The sequence below is a fragment of the Archangium minus genome (assembly GCF_044360475.1).
In the GTDB taxonomy this organism is placed as follows: Bacteria; Myxococcota; Myxococcia; order Myxococcales; family Myxococcaceae; genus Archangium; species Archangium minus.
Genome location: NZ_CP043494.1, coordinates 11,520,750 through 11,537,622 on the forward strand (window position 1 = coordinate 11,520,750; position 16,873 = coordinate 11,537,622).

The 16,873-nt window shown below is 65.7% G+C and carries 13 protein-coding genes; 5 read left to right on the forward strand and 8 right to left on the reverse strand.

What is annotated here, in order from left to right; genetic code table 11:
- Positions 1-134 precede the first annotated feature (134 nt).
- Positions 135-449 carry a hypothetical protein gene (locus F0U60_RS47145; protein ID WP_395810445.1) on the forward strand — a complete coding sequence of 105 codons (315 nt, stop codon included), beginning with the start codon at positions 135-137 and terminating at the stop codon, positions 447-449.
- Here F0U60_RS47145 and F0U60_RS47150 read toward each other — a convergent pair.
- The gene (locus F0U60_RS47150) at positions 395-1,744 is read right to left on the reverse strand and encodes a transglycosylase SLT domain-containing protein (protein ID WP_395810447.1); all 1,350 of its coding nucleotides are present in this window, start codon (positions 1,742-1,744) and stop codon (positions 395-397) included. The two genes, F0U60_RS47145 and F0U60_RS47150, sit on opposite strands and share 55 nt — an antisense overlap.
- Positions 1,745-2,118: 374 nt before the next feature.
- Here F0U60_RS47150 and F0U60_RS47155 point away from each other — a divergent pair, with 374 nt between their 5' ends.
- The gene (locus F0U60_RS47155; RefSeq protein ID WP_395810449.1) at positions 2,119-2,460 is read left to right on the forward strand and encodes a zf-HC2 domain-containing protein; all 342 of its coding nucleotides are present in this window, start codon (positions 2,119-2,121) and stop codon (positions 2,458-2,460) included.
- Here the strand turns inward: F0U60_RS47155 and F0U60_RS47160 are convergent.
- The 4 genes from F0U60_RS47160 to F0U60_RS47175 form a co-directional block, all read right to left on the reverse strand.
- Positions 2,435-2,806, reverse strand: a complete 372-nt coding sequence (locus tag F0U60_RS47160) for a hypothetical protein (RefSeq protein WP_395810451.1) — start codon at positions 2,804-2,806, stop codon at positions 2,435-2,437. The genes F0U60_RS47155 and F0U60_RS47160 overlap by 26 nt on opposite strands.
- Positions 2,784-3,857: a hypothetical protein gene (locus F0U60_RS47165; RefSeq protein WP_395810453.1), complete on the reverse strand. Its 1,074-nt coding sequence runs from the start codon at positions 3,855-3,857 to the stop codon at positions 2,784-2,786. Before F0U60_RS47165 ends, F0U60_RS47160 begins: the two co-directional genes overlap by 23 nt.
- 830 nt (positions 3,858-4,687) lie before the next feature.
- The gene (locus tag F0U60_RS47170) at positions 4,688-6,094 is read right to left on the reverse strand and encodes a phosphodiester glycosidase family protein (RefSeq protein WP_395810455.1); all 1,407 of its coding nucleotides are present in this window, start codon (positions 6,092-6,094) and stop codon (positions 4,688-4,690) included.
- An 82-nt stretch (positions 6,095-6,176) separates the two neighbouring features.
- Positions 6,177-7,340, reverse strand: coding sequence for a hypothetical protein (locus tag F0U60_RS47175; protein ID WP_395810457.1), 1,164 nt, complete (start codon positions 7,338-7,340; stop codon positions 6,177-6,179).
- Between the two features lie 637 nt (positions 7,341-7,977).
- On the opposite strand from F0U60_RS47175, the gene F0U60_RS47180 reads away from it, so the two are divergent.
- Positions 7,978-11,088: a tetratricopeptide repeat protein gene (locus tag F0U60_RS47180; protein WP_395810459.1), complete on the forward strand. Its 3,111-nt coding sequence runs from the start codon at positions 7,978-7,980 to the stop codon at positions 11,086-11,088.
- A 17-nt stretch (positions 11,089-11,105) separates the two neighbouring features.
- Here F0U60_RS47180 and F0U60_RS47185 read toward each other — a convergent pair whose 3' ends face one another.
- From F0U60_RS47185 to istA, 3 genes are all read right to left on the reverse strand, one after another.
- On the reverse strand, positions 11,106-12,326 hold the full coding sequence (locus tag F0U60_RS47185; RefSeq protein WP_395810461.1) for a cytochrome P450: 1,221 nt from the start codon (positions 12,324-12,326) through the stop codon (positions 11,106-11,108).
- 254 nt (positions 12,327-12,580) lie between these two features.
- Complete coding sequence (gene istB / locus F0U60_RS47190) at positions 12,581-13,387, reverse strand: IS21-like element helper ATPase IstB (protein WP_395810103.1); 807 nt, start codon at positions 13,385-13,387, stop codon at positions 12,581-12,583.
- A complete protein-coding gene (istA, locus tag F0U60_RS47195) occupies positions 13,384-14,628 on the reverse strand; it encodes an IS21 family transposase (RefSeq protein WP_395810101.1) in 1,245 nt (414 codons plus the stop codon). Before istA ends, istB begins: the two co-directional genes overlap by 4 nt.
- Positions 14,629-15,188: 560 nt before the next feature.
- Here istA and F0U60_RS47200 point away from each other — a divergent pair.
- Complete coding sequence (locus F0U60_RS47200) at positions 15,189-15,953, forward strand: hypothetical protein (protein WP_395810463.1); 765 nt, start codon at positions 15,189-15,191, stop codon at positions 15,951-15,953.
- A 90-nt stretch (positions 15,954-16,043) separates the two neighbouring features.
- A complete protein-coding gene (locus F0U60_RS47205) occupies positions 16,044-16,847 on the forward strand; it encodes a hypothetical protein (RefSeq protein ID WP_395810465.1) in 804 nt (267 codons plus the stop codon).
- Positions 16,848-16,873: the final 26 nt, after the last annotated feature.

Below are 16,873 nucleotides of genomic sequence, written 5' to 3' on the forward strand. Positions count from 1 at the left end.
CCTGCGGAATCTCACCCCATGAAAATGTGTCCTCAAGACCACCCCTTCCCCGTTCAGCCCCCAGGAAACCTCCGTGTTGAACGGGCCATCGGCTGGGCCGCTACCTCCTCGAGGGCCGGCTGGGGCAAGGAGGGATGGGGGTGGTGTACGCGGCGAGAGATCCGATGCTGGGGCGCACGGTGGCGCTGAAACTCCTGTGGCCGGGAATGGGCGGAGAGAAGGAACGGGCACGGCTGGTGCGCGAGGCCCAGGCGATGGCGCGGCTGGCGCACCCCCATATGGGCCGAGAGGTGGATGCGCGCGGGGACCAGTTCAGCTTCTGCGTGACGCTGCACGAGGCGCTGTACGGGGTGCGGCCCTTCGACGCGCGGGCCCGCGGTCAAGAATCTGGAGACTACGCCGCCGCCGGGCCCGCACCGTTGTACCAGTCCATGATCTTCTTCACGTAGGCCGGGGTCCGCCCGTTCTGAGGCACGTGATCCTTCACGTTGCCCGGGCCCGCGTTGTAAGCGGCCAGCGCCAGGCGCTCATTGCCCTTGTAGCGCTTGAGCATCTGAGACAGGTATTTGGTGCCACCCTCGATGCTCTGGCGGGGATCCGAGCGGTCTTTGACGCCCAGCCCCTGCGCAGTGGCTGGCATGAGCTGCATCAACCCCTTGGCGCCCGCCGATGAAGTAGCGTTCGGGTTGAACGACGACTCCGCCTGGATGACCGCCTTGATGAGGCGTGCGGGCACTTTGTACTTCTTCGACATCTCGTTGATGATGTTGTCGTACTTGTTGGACGAGAAGCCACTCAGGTTGTTGTTGCCCTTCACCGGACTGGAGCCGTCCGGCCCCTTCGACGACTTCGTGCCACCCGTGCCCCCCGCGTCGGCTGTCTGCTCCGGCTTGTTGGACTTCGGGTTGCCGCCGGAGAACGTCCACAGCAGGCCCGTCGTCTTGTAGTCCTTGGGGCCCCCCCTCAGCCGATTGCCGTCCACCCCCAGCGTGATCTGCTTCCCAGTGGCCGGATCATTGGCGTAGTAGACAGGCTTGCCGTTCTGCTTGCCGCGGCCGGTGATGGTAATCCAGTGGTCCGTGCCGTTGCCGCCTCCACCGTTACCCGCCTTGTAGTTCACGCCTACAACCACCGGGCGGCCCGCGTCGATCTGCTTGTTGACGTTGCCGAGACTCCAGGGCATCTGCTTGGCCCCCAGTTTCGCGGCATTCGCGGCCACATCCCACTTGAGGCCGTCCCCCGAATAGCCATTGTGCGTGTCCAGGTACTTATCCAGCTCGCCAGGGTTGATGACCTTACCGGAAATCTTGCTGATGGCCATGGCGGTAGCCGTCATGGCGCAGCCCGCGGAAGCCAGGCTGTCGTCATGACCCAGGGTGCGCGAGCCCCACGCCTTGTCGCCCTGACGGTACAGCGGCGTTCCGTCCTCGGAGGTCGGGAACTCGCGGCCGTCGTCGTCGCGCACCGGGCCCGACTTGCCGCCCTTCTTCGCGGCGGCCGGGGTGTAGGTGTCGTCGCTCCCGGAGCTGGAACCGCCAGCGCCGTCCGTCCTGGCACCCTTCGCGCTCCTGTTGGGCAGGTCATCGAACCCATCCGAATCGCCAGGAAGATGCAGCGTCTTGCCCGCCACGATGTGGTTCGCATCTGTGATTTGCGGGTTCATCTTCATCAGCGTTCTGACGCTGGTCCCGTTGTTCATCGCAATGCGAGACAGCGTGTCACCTGCCTTGATGAGGCGGTCCATGAGAATCTCCAAAAGTGAGAGTGAGACAAAAATGACTGACAACTGCTCTATTTATCGGCCTCACGAACAAAGAGTTGCATACCCCAGCTGATTTATTTCCAAGACAGGAATGGCTCGCCAAGCCAATACTCATCAACCAAGCGCGCAGGGGGCCCGGAGGGCGATGCGTGCCTGGCCTGTACGGGAGCAGGGCGAGGGTTATCAGCTGAATTCAAAAATTCAGGTAGGCGCATCTCCAATTCGTACGTGAGGCAGCCAGGCAAGAGCCGCCCCAGAGCATTCGGAGGTAAAAGAGGGAAGGACCCGACGTGCGTCCCAAAAAATCTTCGGTCGCTCGCGTGACCACCCCTCTCTGCCTCGTGAAAACTCACCCCATGAAAACGTGCCCCCAAGAAACGACGCTGAGCGACTTCCTGGCGGGAGTGCTCTCCGAAGAGCGCAGAGGTGACGTCCTGGCGCATGTGGAGCGCTGTCCGGACTGCCAGTGGGTGCTGGCCGCGGGTGATGGCGCTCCGACGGCTCTCGTCAGCCCCTCAGAGGCCCTCGCCGACGCGCTCTCCCCGCCGCTGCTGGCCTCCGGCTCTTCCGTCTCCCGCTATGTGGTGCGCGAGCGCCTCGGCTCCGGCGCCATGGGCGTCGTTTACTCCGCGGATGACCCCTCCGTCCAATGCGTCCGGAGGCCCGTCATGTTCAGGCGTTCTTATTGCGCGCGGTGATGGTGCCCGGCAGCGGGGTGTCGCGGTTGATGCCCATCTGCAGGTCGGACAAGGCGGCGGCCAGGTTGCCGGGCGGGCTGGAGTGCTTCGTCAGCAGGTTGGCGACGTTACCGGGAGTCTTCGCATTCGCCAGGTCGTTGATGATTGCAAGGTAGCCGAAGCTGGGGGAAACCCAATTGACGGTCACCTTCCGCTGATTGGCGATGAAGTCACGGGCGCGCTGGGTCAACTGGTCCGACATGAAGCTCAGGTGGACGTCGTTGTTCTTGTCGAAAGCGCGCTCGTCGACCTTGTAGGCACGGGCGTACATACCCTCGACGTCTCTATCCTGGCCCTTCATGAACATGGAGAACTCCTGCTTGGAGGCGTCCTCCTTCCCGTCCGGGCCGACGTGACTCTTGTACTCGATAGTGAAGCCGGAAGAGCGCTGCAACTCCTGCGAGATGTCCCGCGAGCCGTCCGGATAGGTTTGTCGTTGTGAAGCTGAAGCTACTCTCTGGAACGACATCCACGATCTTGCTGAAGGACCCCAGCTTGGCTTCCGCACTGAGATTCGAGTTGAGGTCCAGCTTCTCGACGGTGGCGACACCAGAGACACCGTTGCCATTCTGGGTGGGCAGCTGCTTCGTCTTCGCGAACTTCTCGAAGGCGTCCTTGCCTGCCTTGCTCTTGACGTCGAACGTCGCGGTGCGGAGCTTGTAGTCCTTCAGCGAAGTGTTGCTCGTGAAATTGACGGAGGCCCCGTCGACACCAACGGTGATGGCGGGGTTGCTTTCGAGCAGCTCCGTGGGACCGGCCGTCAGCGTGACGTCGTCGCCCTTGCGCTCGGCCTGGATGGACAGGCCGCGGCCCTTCTTGATCTCCTCACCCAGCCCCAGCGACACGCCAAACTGCTCGCCGCTGACCTCGTAGGACTTGCCCGTGAGCTGGGAGGTATCCATCGTCACCGACGAGCCCTCCGGCAGCGTCTCCGGCTTGAGCGGATGCGGGGGCGGAATCTCGCCCTTCTTCAGCTTCTCGAAGTCCGCGTCCTTCAGCTTCACTTCGTACGTCTGCGTGTTCGACTTGGAGACGCCACCGCCGATGCTCACCTTTTTCAGGTCCAGCGTACCGCTCGCGGACGCAGCCACCTCTGCGGTGAGCGTCACCGTGGTGTAGCCATCCTTCTTCTTCACGTTCTTGTCGAGCGAGGCGCTGAGCTCGACGGACACCGGCCCGGCCTGGCCGGGGAGCTTCACCTTGAAGGGCTGAGCGGTGGCGGCGTTGGGCACCTCCGAGGGAACCGCCGGCGGGTCGGCCACCATCATCCGCTGGAGCGCGGGAGACACCCTCGCGTCGGCCTGGGCCCGGCAGGTGGCGGATGGGAAGCTGTGGGCCTCGCTGGATTCGCGGGCCAAGGGTGCACCCTGGCAGGTGGCGGCACGTGTCGCCCAGGCCTTGTGCGGCCGGGCACCGCCCTGGGCACGGGCAGCCGGGTTGCCCCACCAGGCGTTCGCCGGGGCTTGCCATGTGAACTGATGGGAACCCAGGCGCCAGCAGCGGCACCGAACCGCCCACTGGGTTGGGGGTAGCCGCTGCACATACGGCGCTCGAATCCGGCCTGTCGACGCACGCCCACACCCCTGGGCCCGCGTCGGACAGCGAGGCTGGAGGGGGCAGGTCTGCCCCGCGACTGGCCTGGCTGCGTACTCCGGCCAGCTCCACCACTTATTGCCGCGAGGCCGAGCGCTGATGCCTCCGCTGCCGCCCTCCGCTCCTTCGGCCTCCATCGAGGTTGCCGGAAGGCGGCTCTTCCCGTCGCGTGGAGCGGACTCGCGGCAACCGGGCAATGAGCCCACCTGACTCCGTGCTGGTGCTCGACCGCTCCGGAATCGATCTCGCGCGGTGCACGCAGTCGCTGCCTCCCGTGCTCGGGACATCCAGCACTCCGGATGGCCCGGAGGGGCTGCGCGAGCGACGCCCGATTCCCCTCGCCGTATCCCGTGCCCTCCCTCATGAGGGTCGGCCGCCTCCCCTTTGCAACCCCTGGGCCGCCCCTCCCCGGACCCCTCCCCATCTTCCATTGTAGCGATAGAGCCACCAAGGAAAGTCCATCAGCAAGCGTGCTCACATCCCCATCAACAAGCCTGCGCGGTAACACCTGGTCAGGCTGCTCGACTTCTTTGACGCCACCGCATCGTCGGGTCCGCCTACATCCACAATGAGAGCAGGCGAGGACGTGTCGATGTCAGGAGAGCCTCAAACCGAGCCCATATGGAATGGTCAGGTCCTTTCTGAGCCCGGGCTCGACGACGACCTTGTTGTCGCGCGTGAGCGTAGCTGAATCGGAGCCATCGAAAGCAACCGCGTCGTCGACCCCCAGCTTGAGGAGCGAATCGCGAATCTCCGAGGCTCGCATGCCTGGCTTGGCTCCGTCCTCTTGTGCCACGACGTACAGCAGATCCTTGTCGCGATCGATTCCAATGATGACCTTGCCGACATCCGGTCCGCGCGCCTCCAGTTCCTTGAAACCTCTATTGTTTCGCTGCGTCAGGTACGGTGCATCCGCACCGGGTTCCCCCGTGGCGGGAGCATTCGCCGAAGCGCCTGGCTTGTACGTGTTGCCGACTCCGTAGGGAGTCTTGTTGATGATGACAGGAATGGCTCCACCGAACCCCAGGGCCACGTTGTCCGGTGGATCGCCCTTCCCGAACTTCCAGTTGGAGCTCAAGTTGGAACTCGAGGTTGGTGTCCACGCGAGATGGAACTTCTCCGGGGATGGCACCCCGGCAACCACCTCCCCATTCTCCACGACCCGGCCTTCCGGAGTGAGGAGCTTACTGAAAAAGCTGGTGTTGATGACGGTTTCGCTGGTTCCTTGCTTGTCACTGTTCAACGCCGAGCTTTTGAATGACCAACCACTGTCCACCAGATAGGGCTGGGGCAGCCTCATCGCGACGACGTTGACGCCGCGGTCCTTGAATTCAACCGGCTGCTTAGGATTCGTGTCGGTCTTTTGCTTCAGCGCGGTCGCGAGCTTGCTGCCGTCGTCGGCGGTCGTCGGCAAGGTCAGGCGCTGGGTGTTGGCGGAGTTCCTGGCCTCGCGCAGGAAGACATCCGCCGTGGTCTGGGAGCGCCTGATGTAGATGGGGCCGTTGCCCGGTATGGCATAGGCATCGGTCTTCGAGCCCGGCAGTTCCGGGTAGGATTTTTCGTCCACGACATGCACGGGGATGTGTCGGGCCTCGAGGTCCTTGAGGAGGGCCTGTCCTTCGGACGTCGCACCGACCTCCTTCCGGAGCCTCGCCAGCGATTCCGCGCCGGCCTCGGTCTCGAGCCGTCGGGTGGTTTCATGGTAGGCCGCACGCGCCTCGGCATACTCGTATCTGTTCGGGTAGTCCGAGCCCTTCGGCTCGCCTGCGGCGAGATGCTTGTCGAACTTTCGCCAGGCCTCCTTCTCGGGAGTGGGCTTGGGAGTCCCCTCTGGATTGAGCTGAACCGGGGGCTTGGAGGCGGTGGGAACAAAGCCGTCACGGGTACCGTGCCGGGGCTTCGTTTCCTTGGCGTCCCTCTTCACCGGTTGCCTGGCATCGTCCCTCGTAGGCGGCGGGACCCTGGTCGTTCGGCGGTTCTTGACTGCGTCTGCGGCGGCCATGGCTTTTCTCCTCGGTCAGGGTGAGCGCGAGACGTGCTGCCTGACATGGGTAAAGGGCTGCTTCCGGGGTGGGAACACCGCATCAGCGGGCCCGGTGGGCCGCCAACCAATCGTTGAAGTGGCCGATGACCAGACCACCGACAATCTGGCCAGGGTCGTTACCGAGATTCAGCACCCTGAAGAAGTTCTCCGCATCCTTCTGAAGCAGGCGCTGGTTCAGTTGATAGTTGCCATTCTTGTCTCGAGCCGGCTCGCCATTCGCTTGCCGCAAGAAGTATTTGCTGTGCTGGGCCCACTCGTCCACGCGGCGTTGATAGGCGTTCCCACCGTAATAGTCCTTGAACGCCTGGGCGAGACCGAGGTTCGGGTTCCTCTTCAGGCGCTCCGCGATGTTGAGACCATCGATGTCGCCATTCCAATTGTTGTCCCCCTCGGCATCGAACCGCTTCTTGGTCTCAGTTGGCTTCTTGAGCCCATCGCCAATGAGCCAGGCCAGGTCGCCGACTACCGTCACGGCGTTGCGGTCAAAGGGGTTGTTGAACTTCTTGCCACGGCCGTTGAGCTCCCAGTCCACGCCGGCCAGTACATGGCCCATTTCCAGGGGCTGGCCATCGGGCGTGCGAAAGTTGCCCTCGTAGCCGCCTCGGGTTTGCCGGCCCAGGAACTTGGGATCGTGGGGCAGGCCCGCGGCGTTGATCTGCCCCTTTTGAGCGGACGCCGCACCTCCAACCCCGTTCCAGACCGCGCTGTTGTAGTAGGTCTGCCGTGCAATCTCGGCGGCGCGCTGCTTGCCGTATTGCTGCTCAAGCGCGGGAAGACGCTCCATGAAGACCTGGAAGCGTGCCCTTTCCACTTCGGATGGATTACGAGCGTATTGCTTGGCCTCGAGGGCCTCGAGCTTCTTGACCTCCTTCTCCGCTGCATCAATCCGCTTCTGCTGCTCAATGAATTGGGGGGGTAATGGGTTTGGTGGTGGCTGAAGAAGCGGGGGCTTCTGAGCGAGCTGCTCCGCTCCCAATTTCTGGCGCGCGAGAGACAAGTCGCGCTGGGTTTTCAACATGACCGGATCAATCGGCTTGGGGTTCACTTGCGAGACACGCGAAGTGAAGGTGTCCTTTTGATAGGTCTTCTGGAAGGTGTTGGACCGGGTTGAGCTGGCGGGCGTGGGACTCGATTCGGGTTTCTTCTCATTCTTCGCTCGCGCTACCGCGCGGTGCGTTCCATCGGATGCAGAACTGACGTTCACGGGTCGCTCCTCGAGTGTGAGATCTCCGCAACGGGTGTCCCGTCAAACGCCTGGGGTGCGGCGAGCAGCGCGGGCCTGGCCCGGGCGGGAGCAGGACAAGGGATATCAGCGGGCTTCAAAAATTCGGGCAGACGCATCTTCACTCCAAGTGAAGACAACCAGACAAGGGCTGCCCCGGGCTTTCGGGGGTAAAAGAGGGAATGAGTCGGCGTGCGTCCCAAAAACACTTCCGACGAACTGACAAGCGATGAAATCCTTGGACCTGCTCCGAGAGCCCGTGGAGGTCCCCTCTCCCCCTGGGAGAGGGCTAGGGTGAGGGTCTTCGTCTTCCCCCTGGAGTGCGTCATCACACGGGTGCGCGAGACAGCGGGCGGCGATGGGGCTCGGACGTCCCGCGATTCGCAGCGGGGCGAGGAACACGGAGCTGAAATACCCTCACCCCGACCCTCTCCCAGGGGGAGAGGGAGTTTGCGGCGGAGGTACCAGCAGGCTTCAAAAATTCAGGCAGGCGCATCTCCACTCCGTGCGTGCGGCAACCAAGCAAGGGCTGCTCCGGGCTTTCGGGGGTAAAAGAGGGAAGGACCCGACGCGCGTCCCAAAAAATCTTTCGGCCGCTCGCGTGGCGAACTCTCACCCTATGAAAACGTGCCCCCAAGAAACGACGCTGAGCGACTTCCTGGCGGGGTTGCTCTCCGAGCAACACAGGGCTCACGTCCTGGCGCACGTGGAGCACTGTGCCGACTGCCAGTGGGTACTGGCCGCGGGTGAGGGTGCTCGGGCCCTCGTCAGCCCTTCGGAGGCTCTCGCCGAGGCGCTCTCCCCGCCGCTGCTGGCCCCCGGCTCCTCCGTCTCCCGCTACGTGGTGCGCGAGCGCCTCGGCTCCGGCGCCATGGGCGTCGTTTACTCCGCGGATGACCCGGAGCTGGGCCGCCGCGTGGCACTCAAGGTGCTGCGTCCCGAGGGACACCACCGCGAGGAGCTGCAGCAGCGGCTTCTGCGCGAGGCCCAGTCCCTGGCCCGCCTCTCCCACCCCAACGTCGTCACCCTCTATGACGTGGGCACCTACGACGACGGCATCTTCCTCGCCATGGAGTTGGTGGACGGCTCCACCCTGGCCGAGTGGATGAAACACCCTCGTCCCTGGCGCGACGTTCTCCGCGTCTTCCTCGACGCCGGGCGCGGACTGGCCGCCGCTCACGCCGCCGGCCTGGTGCACCGCGACTTCAAGCCCGCCAACGTCCTGCTGGGGCGCGATGGCCGGGTGTACGTCACGGACTTCGGCATCGCCCGTCTGTTCCACCAGGAGGACGGCCCCTCTCCGCAGGTAAGCCCCGAGGCCCCTGCTACCCCCACCAGCCCCCTCACCCGAACTGGCTCCGTGCTGGGCACTCCCGCCTACCTCGCTCCGGAATTGCTGCGCGGCCAGCGCGCCGACGCTCGCTCCGACGAGTTCAGCTTCTGCGTGGCCCTTTACGAAGCCCTCTTCGGCCTGCGTCCCTTTCAGGGTGACACCCTGCGGGAGCTGGCCGACGCCATACAGCAGGGCCGGGTGACTCCACCGGAGCACGAGGTGAAGGTGCCTTCCTGGGTGCGGCGCGCGGTGCTCCGAGGACTGAGCGCCAATCCCGACGAGCGCTTCCCCTCCATGGAGCCCCTGCTCTCAGCCCTCAACCCTCCCCGGCGGATGCTCATGCGCGTGGTGGCCGCGGCCACCGCGGCCGGCGTGCTGGGCGCCCTGGCCGCTTACGGGGTGACGCAACGGCGCGAGGTGCGCTGCGAGCAGGAGGTGGAGAAGCTCGCGGCCGCCTGGAGCCCCTCGCGGCGTGAGCGGGTGCGTGCCGCCTTCCTCGCCACCGGCGCCCCCTACGCCGCGTCCGCCTGGGAGCGGGTCTCGGCGACGCTGGACGCATACACCACCCAGTGGCGCACGCTGCGCACCGAGGCCTGCCTGGCCGCGGGCCGTGCCACCTCGGACGGCACCGCCTGGCAGACGGCCGCGTGCCTCGACACGCGGCTCTGGCAGCTCGCCGCCACTACCGAGGGGTTCGAGAAGGCGGACGCGCTGACGGTGCAGAACGCGCCCCAACTGACGGCCTCCCTCGAGGGGCTCGCCGCATGCCGGGACTCTCCCGGTCTCTCCGGCCGCCCTCAGCCGCCCGACAACCTCCGCCCCCAGGTGGATGCGGCACGACACAAGCTCGCCCAGGCCCGGGCCCACTACGTGGCGCGCCGCTACCCCGACGCCCTCGCGGTGACGTCGGCCCTCCTCGAGGAAATCAAGGGGCTCGACTACAAGCCCCTGGCGGCGGAGGTGCTCCTGACTCACGCCGAGGCCCTCGGAGGGGTCAACAAACCGAAAGAGGCGGAGGAGTTCCTCTACCAGGCCCTGTGGGCCGCCGAGGCCGGACGTGACGACGAGACCGAGGCGCGCTCCTGGCTGGAGCTCATCTGGGTGGTGGGCGAGGAGCTGTCCCGCCCCGTGGATGCGGAGAAGCTCGTCCGGCACGCCCAGGCCTCCGTCGAGCGACTGGGGCACGAGCGCTTCCCGGACATCACGACGGAACTGCATCTCCGCCTCTCCTCGCTGCGAGAACTGCAAGGCAAGCTCGCCGAAGCGGAGGAAGAGGCACGCCAGGGCCTGGAGTTTTCGCGCAGGAGGAATGACCCGGACAGCCTCCTCCGCACGGCCAACCTCCTCCACCAGCTCGGCCGGATCCGCTTTGGCCAGCGTCGCTATGAGGAGGCGCTGGAGTCCCACCTCCAGGCCCTCGAGGAACGCAAGCGCGTGCTGGGCCCCGACAACCCAGCCCTCGTGACTTCCTACAACAGAGTCGCCACGGCCTACAGCATGATGGGTCGGCGCATCGAGGCCGTCGACATCTGGCGCAAAGCCCTGGCGCTCCAGGAGACGACTCCCGACCCGAAAAACACCGGCCTCGCGACCCTGCTCCTCAACCTCTCCCAGAACGAGAGCGTCGAGGGCCGGCCGGAGGAGGCTCTGTCCATGATCGAACGGGCGCGCACCCTCTTCGAGAAAGCGCGTGGACCCAACCACTTCACGGTCGTCCAGGCGCTCACGGCGCAAGCGATGGTGTCCGACGAGATAGGCCAGAACGACAAGGCGCTCGCCCTCACCACCGAGGCCCTGGAGCGCACCCGGCGTTCGCTGGGCCCGGACACGACGCGCGCCTCCCTGCCCTTGACGATTCGGGGGCAGGTGCACCTGAACGCGGGCCGCTACGCCGAGGCACAGCGCGACCTGCTGGAGGCGCTGAAGCTGCTGGAGAAGGAGCAAGGCCCGGAGGGGGCGGGCACGGCATCGGTGCTGCTCCCCCTGGCCGAGTGGGCCCTGGCCACCCAAGCGCCGAAGGCAGCGCTCGAGTACTGCGAGCGTGCGCGGCTGGTCTTCGAGAAGGCCCAGGGCCCAGAGTCCGTGGACGGTGCCAACGCCCTGTCCTGCGTCGGAAAGGCGTACCTGGCACTGGGTGCCGCGGACAAGGCCGTACCGCTGCTCGAGCGCGCTCGGCGCATACAAACCCGCTGGGGCGAGCCCAAGGATCCGGCAACCGCCGGGAGTACCGCGTTCCTGCTGGCCCGCGCGCTCCTGGAAACGCGCTCCTCCCCGGACCGGGCGCGTGCGCTCGCCATGGCCGAGGAGGCCCGGACACGGCTGGAGTCCGTGGGGCTCCGGGGTCGGCCGGAGCTCCAGAAGGTGCAGGCCTGGCTGCGGCGTGAGGGGAAGCGATAAGCCGGTTGAACCTCCCGTTAGTTCCTCGGGAAGCGCACGTGGAGCGCGCTGGGCCCGCGATCCTGGAAGTTGGAGCCCTGGTAGTTGTAGGGCTTGTCAGCGAGCTCCCACCGAGGAAGCGTGAGCAGGGCGCGCAGGGCCTCCTCGACCTCGAAACGAACGAGGGTGGCCCCTGGGCAGTAATGAGCACCGACCCCAAAGGTCACATGCCGGTTGGGCGTCCGGGTGATGTCGAAGCGATCCGGGTCGGGGAACACCTCGGGGTCGCGATTGGCCGCGGCGGTCATCGCGTGGACGAACCGCCCCTTGGGAATGCGCGTGCCGCCGACCTCCGTGTCCTCCACGCACAGCCGGTTGATGGACAGGATGGCCGGCTCATGGCGCAGGCTCTCCTCGATGGCGCCCCGGGTGAGCCCCGGGTCCGCCCTCAACGCGCGCAGCTGCTCGGGGTGCTTCAGGAGCGCGAGGACCGTGTTGGTGAGCTGGTTCGTCGACGTGACGAAGCCCGCGCCGATCATCTGGAAGGTCTGGAAGACGGCCTCGCCCGCGAGCTGCGGGTTGCCCTCCTCCCCCGCGATGAACTGGCTGATGAGCTCATCCCCGAGCGCCGCACGGCGCTTCTCGACGAGGTCCCTCAGGTAGACCACCATGTCATGGGAGGTCCGCCGCACGGAGTCCCTCACCTCGTCCGTGCGGACCGCCGAGCTCGTGGGCTTGAGCAGGTCCTTGGACCAGTGCATGAACTGCGGCCGGTCCGCCTCGGGGAGCGCGAACAGCTCGGCGATGGCATTGATGGCGATGGGCTCCGCGAAGTCCGCGACGACGTCCATCTCTCCCTGGCGCCGTCCCTTCTCCAGGGCCCGCTCCACGAGCGACGCAAGCCGGGGCCGGAAGCGCTCGAGCGCCGCGGGCGTGAAGCCCTTCATGACGAGCTGGCGCACCAGCGTGTGGCGGGGCGGATCCTGGAAGAAGACGAGCCGTGACCAGGTCTCGAGCATCTCCTTCGACGCCGCATCGTCTCGCAGCACCCCAAGGCTCCCCAGCATCTCCCTTGCGCGCCGCGAGGAGAAGCACGGGTTCTTGGTGATCGCCTCGATATCGGCGCCACGCGTGAGGATGAAGCACTGGAAGGGCTCGAAGAAATAGACAGGAGCCTGGGTGCGTAACCGCGCGAACGTGGGAAAGGGATTGGCGAAGAAGCTCTCACTCATCAAGTCGATGCTGGCGCTCGCGCGCATGGTGCCTCCAAAGCTGCGTGGCACGACAGACTAGCGCGACAGCAGCCCCTGCCACCTCCCCTCCCGGAAGACGGCAAGGAGTCAAGGACTTGTCAGGCGACAGGAATTTTTGACCCCCTTACGTCACTAAAACTGACCCCCTCCCAGGGCCCGGTGCTCTACGTCGAGATGCTACGTCGTTCTGCGTCCTGCGTCCGCCGGAGCTCGCCCTCGCTGCTTCTTGAGCGAGGGCGAGCGGAGGCGACCGCCGAGGCTCAGCGCTCGGGTTCAGCCGCGCTGCTGGTGGCCTGCGGCACGCCCCGGCTCAGCAGTCCGGCCTTCTTCTTCTGCCGCAGCCGGTAGCTGTCGCCCTGGATGAGCAGCGTGTGGCTGTGGTGCAGCAGCCGGTCGAGGATGGCCGCGGCCAGCACGTCATCGCCGAAGACGCCGCCCCACTGCCCCACCATCTGATTGGTTGTGAGAAGCATGCTGCCCTTCTCGTAGCGACGCGCCACCAGCTGGAAGAAGAGATGGGCGCTGCGCTTCTCGAAGGGCAGGTAGCCCAGCTCGTCCACCACCAGCAGCTTCGGCTTGGCGAAGTAGTTGAGCTTGTCCTTGAGGATGCCTTCACTCTCGGCCTTGGCCAGCGCCGCCAGCAGCGCCGTGGCGCTGGTGAAGAGCACGGAGTGCCCGGTCTCCACCGCCGCGCGGCCCAGTCCAATCGCCAGGTGCGTCTTGCCCACGCCCGGCGGACCGAAGAGCAGGACGTTCTCGGCCTGGGCGATGAATCGCCCCGTGGCCAGCTCCCGCACCAGCTTCTGGTCCACCGAGGGCTGTGCCTTGAAGTCGAAGTCCTCCAGCGTCTTCACCGCCGGGAAGTGCGCGATTGTTATCCCCATGCTCACGCGCTTGCGCTGCTTGGCCCCCATCTCCTCGCGCAGCAGCGCGTCCAGGAAGTCCAGGTACGTGGGCTCGCCCCGCGCGGCCTCCGCCAGCAGCGCGTCCAGCCGCTCAGCCAGGTGTCCCAGACGCAGCCGCTCCAGGTGCTCGAGCACGCGCGCGTGTACCAGCTCGTGGCTCATGCGGCACCTCGCTTCGCGCCCTGCTCCACCACGGCGGCGTAGTCCTCCAGCGAGCGCCCGAGCACGGCCAGCTTGGAGCCGTCCCCGGCGGGCTCCACCGCGCGTGCTCGCCACAGCCCTTCCCAGTGTGCTGGGTCGACGACTCGCCCGTGCGGCTCCTTGCCACGTGCGTGCGTGGCCACCAGCTTGCCCGCGTGGAAGATGCGCACCTCGGCCTCCCCCACCTGCACCTCGACGCTCTCGCGCACCAGCCGGTGCGGCACGCTGTAGCGCACCGTGTCCACGTCCACCAGCGCGTCGTTGGCCACCTTGCGCTTGAGCCGCTGCTGCCGTCGCGGCAGCGCACGCGAGGGCAGCGGGCGCAGCGCGCTCTTCTCCTCACGCTCGAATCTGTCCAGGGGGCGCTCGTGCGTAGTGCCGTGCTCGCGCGCATCCGCCTCGGCCATCCACTCCACCAGGTGCTTCTCCAGCGCGGCGAAGGACTCGAAGTCCCTGCCCGCCAGCGCGTTGCGTTTGACGTACTTGACGCCCGACTCCGTCTTGCCCTTGGTGCGCGCGCGGTACGGCCCGCACGCCTTGGGCGTGACGTCCCAGTCCTTGCAGAACTCCACCCAGGCCGGGTGGAAGCGCACGGTGCCGGCCTGCCTGTCGTGCTCGTCCACCAGTGGCCGGGCATTGTCTCCGAGCACCTCCAGCGGCACTCCTCCGAAGTGCACGAAGGCCGCCGCCACGCCCTCGCGCCAGTCGTCTCCACGTTGATTGAGGAAGGCGCGCACGAACAGCCGGCGCGAGAAGCTCAGCACTGCCACCAGCAGGAACACCTTCACCAGCTGCCCGCCCAGCCGCACCTTCTTCTCGCCGAAGTCCACCTGCATCTGCTGCCCCGGCTTCGTCTCGAAGCGCACCGTGGCCACCTGCGCCGCGTGCACCTGCCGCCGTCTCTCTTCCACCGCTCGTTGCACGGTGCGCACGCTGGCCTCCACGCCCTCTTGCGCCAGCAGCGCCTTGACGACGACGGCATTGCCCTCCGCCGCTCCACTCCACAGTTCCACCGCTCGCTGCTGCTCTTGCCCGGTGAGCCGCCGCGCCTTGGGCCGCACCTGCTTGTCAGCCGCGCTCCCCTCGCGCAGGTAGCGCCGCACCGTATTGCGTGCCACGCCCACCTCGCGCGCTATCCGCTTGTGGCCCCAGCCCGCCTCCGCCAGCACGCGGATGCGTCGCACCACTTCCTGCTCGACCATCGGCACCTCCGCCGCGCGGGGTGCCACAACTGCTGCCGTCTCTCCCATCGAGGTTACCTCCCTGGTGTGGAGGCCCCGGGATGGGGGTCAGTTTTAGTGTCGCGAGGGGGTCAATTTTGCTGTCGCTCTACAGGACTCGAACCACCGAGGTGGCCCCTGCGCTGGGACCAGCTTCGGAGGCCGCTTGGGCAGTTCGCGGCGCCGAGGTCCGGTCCGACCTTAAGTCATGGCCTGGCCTAGAAGGACATGGATTCCTTGTGACTCCTGGCCTCTATTACTCCCTGACTTCGCGCCTGTCCGGGCGTGCGGAGCAGGAGGTGCCCGTGAGTTCCAGCATCAGGTATCCACCCAGGTTTTGTGCCGCGCGTTGTTGGATGGCCCTGCTCCTCGGGTGGGTGCTCGTTGGCTGCGCCACAGTTCCCGGTGGGCAGGCCCCCTGTGTGTGGAATCAGAAGAGGTCACGATTCAGCGCACCGCGAAACTCTGCTTCACCGCCGCGACTCCTGCTGGCCACGAGCGACGGTCCGACAACACGTGGAGAGCCATCGGGTCCAGCAGTGATGGGCTACAAAGTGCCTGGACGCAGTCCGAGCTCGAAAGCACCTTGGGAGTTCTTTCTTGGCAACGCCGCGCATCGGCTGATTGCGTACATGTACAAAGTGAAGCACCCGGACCGTGAGGTCTACTACAACAAGGAGACACTCTTCGGAATTCTGTCGAATCTAGACATGGGAGAGCCGTCTCGCTTGCTTCCGAACGAGCGCAATCTGCGCCCGGACGTCACCGACGTGACTGCCTTATCTGTGTTCGAGATCAAACCCTGGAATGAGCAAGGCCTGCGGGAAGGCAGGCAGGAAGTACAAATCTACCTGGCTGCACTGAACCGAGCCGTAGAACCAGAGATGAGTTTCTCGGGAGGTACGAACTTCCAGGGAGAAACTTTGATCCGTTTTGCGCAGGGCCAATACATTTGGCGCCTGGAGTGGCAGACCAGTGAAGCAGGAGTGCTCCAATACAAGTGGACTCGCAGCCAACAGCGCTTCGCGTCAGAGGTGGCGGCATATGAGGATGGGCAGTGGGTGGAACTCACCGAGCAAGAACTGCGACAATTCGGCGGGTGGGTGGGCCAGGCGGTGGATGGGATGGTCAGCCGACGTGAGCGGCTCGCGACCTTCAGCGGCGCCATTGGCATCGTCATTGATGTCGCCGGCACTGTGGCAACAGGCTTCTTCTCGGGTGCGCTTTTCAGCCGGATGGGTTCGGGCGATGGTGCTCAGCAACCCCCCCACCCAAGGAAGTGGGAAGGTCATCCCGTTCCCCGCTAGGCCCATCCCCACGACTCCGCCAGCCCAGGTGCCCGCCGCCGCTGGCATGTCCCTTCCCGGCCGATGACCCGCTTTGATAGGACGCGCACCATGGCACCTGGACAACCCCCCTTGCTGCAACTGCCGTCCTTCCTGCATGGCACCTACTCTCTGGTCCAACAGAAGACGAAAGAGGAGGGCTTGCGATGCGGCAAACAATACCGAGAAAGCGGCTCCTTCCCCGCTCCCCAGCAGATGCTGGAGGTCCCCCCTCATGAGTGGGTGGTCACACACGAGGTCGTTGACTTCCATCGCGAACGCCCAGCCTGGCGGCTGCACATGGTCTCTGGTGTGATGCAAGGGTTGTACGAAGCCATGGATTGGCAGAGCCCCATCCCATTGAGAGACGCTTATGAGGAGTTCATCCGGGAGACGGGGTGGGGGGCGCTGTACTTCGCCATTTCGCCAACATCCCCGAAGAGCGCAAAGATTACGGCACGGCGACTCCAGGCGGTGCTGCGCTTCTGGGAGCCGCTCCAGTCCGCGCGCTATGTCTTCAGTACTCCGAATGATGCCCTCTCGCTGGAGGAGTTGATGGTGGCCTCCTGTCATTGGGCCCTGGACGCGTGGTGCCCCACGGGAGAGGGCTCGGTGTACGCGCGCATGGAGACGGCGGTGAATCGCATGGCTCAGGCGAGCCGGGAGGACAGCTTGGAGGCCATCTTCCGGCAGATGCCTCGTGCCCTCATCTCCGCGCGCGACTTGAAACACCGGGACGTGGTGGCCGATCCCTCCTTCCAGCGCGAGCGTATTGCCGCACTCGATTCGCGTGCTTTCGAGCGGGTGTCCGGTGCGTGCACTTCGGATCTGCTCGCGCTGCTGTATGCCTGGGATCGGCAGCTTGGGAAGCAGTAGGTCGCTCTTCCGTCCTGCCACTACCG

Coding starts and splice junctions, on each gene's coding strand:
- F0U60_RS47145 (WP_395810445.1), top strand. CDS start 135: ATGGGGGTGGTGTACGCGGCGAGAGATCCGATGCTGGGGCGCACGGTG.
- F0U60_RS47150 (WP_395810447.1), bottom strand. CDS start 1,744: ATGGACCGCCTCATCAAGGCAGGTGACACGCTGTCTCGCATTGCGATG.
- F0U60_RS47155 (WP_395810449.1), top strand. CDS start 2,119: ATGAAAACGTGCCCCCAAGAAACGACGCTGAGCGACTTCCTGGCGGGA.
- F0U60_RS47160 (WP_395810451.1), bottom strand. CDS start 2,806: ATGTTCATGAAGGGCCAGGATAGAGACGTCGAGGGTATGTACGCCCGT.
- F0U60_RS47170 (WP_395810455.1), bottom strand. CDS start 6,094: ATGGCCGCCGCAGACGCAGTCAAGAACCGCCGAACGACCAGGGTCCCG.
- F0U60_RS47180 (WP_395810459.1), top strand. CDS start 7,978: ATGAAAACGTGCCCCCAAGAAACGACGCTGAGCGACTTCCTGGCGGGG.
- F0U60_RS47185 (WP_395810461.1), bottom strand. CDS start 12,326: ATGCGCGCGAGCGCCAGCATCGACTTGATGAGTGAGAGCTTCTTCGCC.
- istB (WP_395810103.1), bottom strand. CDS start 13,387: ATGAGCCACGAGCTGGTACACGCGCGCGTGCTCGAGCACCTGGAGCGG.
- istA (WP_395810101.1), bottom strand. CDS start 14,628: ATGGTCGAGCAGGAAGTGGTGCGACGCATCCGCGTGCTGGCGGAGGCG.
- F0U60_RS47200 (WP_395810463.1), top strand. CDS start 15,189: ATGGGCTACAAAGTGCCTGGACGCAGTCCGAGCTCGAAAGCACCTTGG.
- F0U60_RS47205 (WP_395810465.1), top strand. CDS start 16,044: ATGGCACCTGGACAACCCCCCTTGCTGCAACTGCCGTCCTTCCTGCAT.